The following is a 2,855-nucleotide window of genomic DNA, read 5'->3' as shown; positions in this document are numbered from 1 at the left end:
CCCCTACAAAAATATTACGATTGAAATAGGATTGCTATAGTTAAGAAAGTTGAGAGTTGGGTTGAAGCTGAATGATTAAGGCGGTAATGTTGTCTTTGCCTCCTTGGTCTAAGGCCCGATCGCGTAAGGCGGTGATTAACTGTTCGGGATTGCTGATATTTTCAGTGATTAAATGTTGCATTTCTGCGTCGGAAATATGCCCATGTAAACCATCGCTAGATAATAGAATAATATCGTTTGGTTGTAGCGGCAAAAACGGTGATGGTTGTTGGCCAAATTTAGGGTCGATTGAAAATTGTCCGGTGCCTTCTTTGCCACCTAAACAAGAACTAAGGAGCGATCGCATAGGATGATTTTCCACTTGTTCGGGAGTGATTTTCCCGACTTCGAGTAAAATCCGCACGATGGAATGGTCGGCGGTTTTGTAGAGGTGCTGCGGTTCTCTAAAGTGATAAAGTCTACTATCTCCGGCATAAAGATGAACGCATTCTTCAGGGGTAATGATGGCCGCAACTACGGTGGTTCCCATGCCGATCAGTTGGAAACTTTGACTGCCTTCTAAGCGAATTTTTTCGTCAGCCTGGTAAAATTTTTCGATTAATTTATGATATAATATTTCTGATAATGATTCGGGCAATTCTTCGGGCAATGATTCGGGCAATTCTTCGGGATTTTCGCTTCTAGGTTTTCCCAAGGGTTCGCCTAACAGTTCTCGAAAGGTTTCAATGGCTAATTCAGCGGCTCGTTTTCCGCCATGACCTCCCCCCATGCCATCAGCAACTACGGCCAAAATTGCTGATTTATCAGGCCAAGGTTCCAGTAAAAAAGCATCTTGGTTTTCGGTACGCACTTTTCCAATATGGGAAACCGAACAGAGAGTAGCCCAGTTAAGTTGGCTAACTTGAATTGGGGCTGATTCAAGGGAATTTATAGAGTTAGTTTCAGAGTTATTTATAGAGTTATTTTCAGGGTGATTTATAGAGTTATTTTCAGAGTTATTTATCGGTTTATTCACGGTTAATTACCTCAAGTTGAATGTTGCCTAAGCGAATGCGACTGCCAATTTCTAGGGCAACAGGTTCGGAAAATTTTTGATTGGGCGGAACATCTAATTTTTTCTCGTTGATAAATGTTCCGTTGCGACTGCCTAAATCGCGAATTTGTAGGCTTCCGTCTTGCCATTGCAATAGGGCATGACGACGCGAAACCATTGGTGGGTTGCTTAGTTCGCAGTCATTGAGATCGATATCTACTCGGCAGTGGGGCGGGTCGTTCCGTCCGACCAGCGATCGCATTTGCGTTAGGGGAAAAAGCCGATTTTTTTGCGGTCCGTTGAGTACCACTAGGTGAGTGGTTTCGGGAAGGAGTCGTTGTCGTCTGGGAATGGGGTCGAGTCCAAATCCGTCCATCATAGGATTTCTCCTGTTTTGCGGGTATCCCGTAGCAGTGAAGTCATGCGATCGGGGTTCAGTTTTCCTGAATTTTGTAATTCTTGAAGCTGTTGTGCGGCTTGCTGCATTATGTCCGTGCGACCGGATTTGTAAGCGGCAACTTGAATGTTGGTGAGCAGTTCCCCGGTGCGGTTGGGGTCGTGGCTGCTGGGCAGTTCGGTGCTGTTGAGGTTAATTTCCCATCCGAGGCGATCGCGATCGACTTCTTGATTCACGGTCTGAGCTTTTCTATAGGAAGTGGTATATTCGATCGCCGCAGTAGCGCGGACGGGATTCATGTTTGGCCCTTGTAGTTGAACATTGAGCACGGGTTTAGAGGTGCTAGGGTCATTAAAACCCAGAGGAGGGACGTTGACTAGAATCAGAACGTCGGTGGGTTCGGTGGAGGAAAGGGCGGTGAGGATGAGTTCGTTGGGGGCAGTTTCTTCTAAAGGCAGGTATTCGGGACGATAGCGACAGAAGCTTTCCACCTCAGACCCAGCGAGAGGAGTGAGAATTAGTTGCACTGCGTCGAAGGCGATCGCCTGGTAGCTGGATAACCGTTCTTGTAATTGTGGTTCTAAGCTGCTGGGAGTATCAGCGTAAATAAATGCCCCACGACCGCGATCGCTTAATGTCACCAGAAAGTCCGTATTGAAATGTGCGGCATTGCCCAAGCCCACGGTACAAAGATTAATCCCCGAATTGGCGCATTGTCTAGCCATATCAATCAGAGAGTCGGTATTTTCGAGAATCTGTCCTTGATTGTTGGTGGGATGCCCGTCGGTAATTAGGATGGCAACTCTGGCAACTCCGGGTTCTGGAGGTAGGGCTTGTTGCAACCATTTTAGGGCAAGGTCGGTACGGGTGACACCGTTAGCGCGAAGTTGGGCGATCGCTTCTCGTGTCTGAGAGGTATTCCCCGAAGTGGCGTTAATTAAAGGAGAAACATTGGTGGCAAAACTAGCCAGGGAGAGGCGATCGCTCAACCCCCTTAACCCCCCCTTACTAAGGGGGGGCAAGGGGGGGTTCTGCGGATCGCGATCTCTGAGTTGACGAATTACCATTTCACAAGCCGCTTTAGCCCGTTCCAGTTTTTCCCCATGCATGGAGTTACTGGTATCGAGGGCGATCGCTAGGTGCAAGGGCATTTTCGGCGCATCTGCGATCGGGGTCATCCGCACCCGCAGAACGTGATTGGTATTCTGAGAACTAATCTTAGCGGGAAGATCCCAGTCAAGTTGAAGGTCAAACATAAGTATCTCGATAATCTAAATAATCTTTTAGCTTGATGCTTCAACCTTACCAACTAGATTGGCTCAGAACTATGGTAAACGCATAGAAATTAGATGGTATTTTCGATCGCTCCCCCGGAGGGGGCAGGGGTGATAGGGGGCAGAGGAGCGGAGGGGCAGAGGGGAGAGT

Annotated in this window: 3 protein-coding genes; all 3 read right to left on the bottom strand. The window is 47.8% G+C overall.

Going from position 1 to position 2,855, the window contains the following annotated elements:
- Nucleotides 1-40 precede the first annotated feature (40 nt).
- The 3 genes from AM228_RS17470 to AM228_RS17460 are packed head-to-tail and all read right to left on the bottom strand — an operon-like array spanning nt 41 to nt 2,686.
- Nucleotides 41-1,015 (bottom strand): PP2C family serine/threonine-protein phosphatase, encoded by a 975-nt coding sequence (locus tag AM228_RS17470; protein WP_054467573.1) that lies wholly within the window; start codon nt 1,013-1,015, stop codon nt 41-43.
- A complete protein-coding gene (locus AM228_RS17465) occupies nt 1,008-1,412 on the bottom strand; it encodes an FHA domain-containing protein (protein WP_054467571.1) in 405 nt (134 codons plus the stop codon). Before AM228_RS17465 ends, AM228_RS17470 begins: the two co-directional genes overlap by 8 nt.
- Nucleotides 1,409-2,686 (bottom strand): VWA domain-containing protein, encoded by a 1,278-nt coding sequence (locus AM228_RS17460; protein WP_054467570.1) that lies wholly within the window; start codon nt 2,684-2,686, stop codon nt 1,409-1,411. The genes AM228_RS17465 and AM228_RS17460 overlap by 4 nt, the downstream gene beginning before the upstream one ends.
- Nucleotides 2,687-2,855 lie beyond the last annotated feature (169 nt).

It is taken from the genome of Planktothricoides sp. SR001 (genome assembly GCF_001276715.1).
GTDB classification, from domain to species: Bacteria; Cyanobacteriota; Cyanobacteriia; order Cyanobacteriales; family Laspinemataceae; genus Planktothricoides; species Planktothricoides raciborskii.
The sequence above is the reverse complement of the archived record's forward strand: the minus strand, read 5'-3'. Positions and strand labels throughout refer to the sequence as shown.

Excerpts from the sequence above, each read along its gene's own strand:
- AM228_RS17465 (WP_054467571.1), bottom strand. The coding sequence starts at position 1,412 with ATGATGGACGGATTTGGACTCGACCCCATTCCCAGACGACAACGACTC.
- AM228_RS17460 (WP_054467570.1), bottom strand. The coding sequence starts at position 2,686 with ATGTTTGACCTTCAACTTGACTGGGATCTTCCCGCTAAGATTAGTTCT.